This window comes from Gemmatimonadaceae bacterium (assembly GCA_036496605.1).
GTDB lineage: Bacteria > Gemmatimonadota > Gemmatimonadetes > Gemmatimonadales > Gemmatimonadaceae > AG2.
Genome location: DASXKV010000065.1, coordinates 1 through 1,751, shown reverse-complemented (window position 1 = coordinate 1,751; position 1,751 = coordinate 1). Strand labels below are relative to the sequence as shown.

At 65.4% G+C, this 1,751-nt stretch carries 2 protein-coding genes; one reads left to right on the top strand and one right to left on the bottom strand.

Translation table 11 applies throughout. The features are described from left to right. Positions 1 to 222: hypothetical protein (locus VGH98_24600; protein HEY2379184.1), on the bottom strand; the 222-nt coding region annotated here is incomplete at its 3' end. Between the two features lie 495 nt (positions 223 to 717). Between VGH98_24600 and istA the strand changes: the two genes are divergently transcribed. After that, positions 718 to 1,751, top strand: a 1,034-nt coding sequence (istA, locus tag VGH98_24595) for an IS21 family transposase (GenBank protein ID HEY2379183.1), incomplete at its 3' end; no start/stop codon positions are given.

Here is a 1,751-nt window from a genome sequence, read left to right as displayed (position 1 = left end):
GATTTGCGAAAGCGCGGCGCGACTGACGCCGCTCACCGCGGCGAGCTGATCGAGAGAGAGCCGTCGATCGCGCCGCAGCTTGCGAAGACTGTCGGCGACCTTGCGACCGAGGGCCGCGGCGCCGACGTCATCGCCCGAGATGCTGGCGACGCGCGGCCTTGTGTCCGCCGCTTCTTTCGTTTGCTTTTCCGAGGACGGCGACGCGGACTTGGCTCGAGGCATGGGGCTTTCGGCGCATGCTACCGGCTTCTCCGCCAGGGAGCACCGTTTCGCTCGCTCCAGCGACACCAATTGCTCCAGCGACGCCGACGCTGGGCCGAGCTTCACCGAGCGACCGGGCGAGGTCGCGGAAACGCGACGTCCCGATGCGTCGGACCAACACCAGCTGCCGTTCGTGGACGCGCGCCAGTTCGCGGGCGCGCCACACCGCGCCGTGGCTGTTCACGTCGGTGATCACGATGACCAAATCGGACCGCGCGATCAGCGATTCGAGGCCGCCCTGGCCGGTGCCTGTGCGGAAATCGCCCGATCGTGAACGCCCGGATCGGCGCATCGTGAACACGCAAATCGGCGCATCGTGAACAGCCGGATCGGGGGACGTGAACGCTCGGATCGGCGTCGTGGACGCCGAAATCGGGCATCGTGAACACGCCGCCGAAAAGCGGGTGACGCGGGCAGTCGACTCTGAGACCGGGGGCTCCGAAAGGAGCCATCTGGATGCCAACGGAGCGACTGGAAGTGCGACAGATTCGAGAAATTCTAAGATTGCGGGCGCAGGGTCGCACGGTACGCGAGGTTGCGCGGAGCCTGGCGATCAGCGTCGGTGCGGTGCAGAAGACGGCAGCGCGGGCGAGCATTGCCGGCGTGACGTGGGAGATCGCCGAGAGCCTGAGCGAGGCGGTGCTCGAAGAACGATTGTACGGGCGACCAGCGAAGCCAGGTGATGACCGGCCTCGACCCGACCCGGTCTACTTGCACCGCGAGCTGCGACGCCCCGGCGTGACGCTCGAACTGTTGCATCTCGAGTACCTGGAGGTGCGTCCGACGGGTCTTCGGTACACGGCGTTTTGCGACGTGTATCGCCGATGGTTGTCGAAGGCGGGCGTCGTCATGCGCCAGGTGCACAAGGCGGGGGAGAAGTGCTTCGTGGACTACTCCGGGAAGAAACCGTCGTACATCGACGCACGCACGGGCGAGGTCGTCGAAGTGGAGTTGTTCGTCGCCGTGCTCGGCGCCAGCAACTACACGTACGCGGAGGTGACTGCAACGCAGCAGGTCTCCGACTTCATCAGCGCGCACATGCATGCGTACGCCTATTTCGACGGAGTGACGGAGATGACGGTCCCCGATCAGCTGAAGTCCGGAGTGACGAAGGCGTGCCGATACGAGCCCGGCATCCAGCGCAGCTACGCCGAGATGGCGCGCCACTACGGCACGGCGATCGTGCCGGCGCGTCCTTACAAGCCTCGCGACAAGGCGAAGGTCGAAGTGGCGGTGCAGATCGCGCAGCGATGGATCCTCGCGCGTCTTCGGAATGTGACCTTCTTCTCGCTCGGGGAGCTGAATCGTCGCATCGCGGAGCTGCTCGAGGAAATGAACGCACGCCCGATGAAGAAGCTTGGCGGCGTCACGCGACGGGAGCTCTACGAACGTTACGACCAGCCGGCGCTGCGACCGCTTCCATCGGAGGCCTACGAGATTGCCGAGTGGGAGGAGCGCACCGTCAATCTCGACTATCACGTGGAGCACGA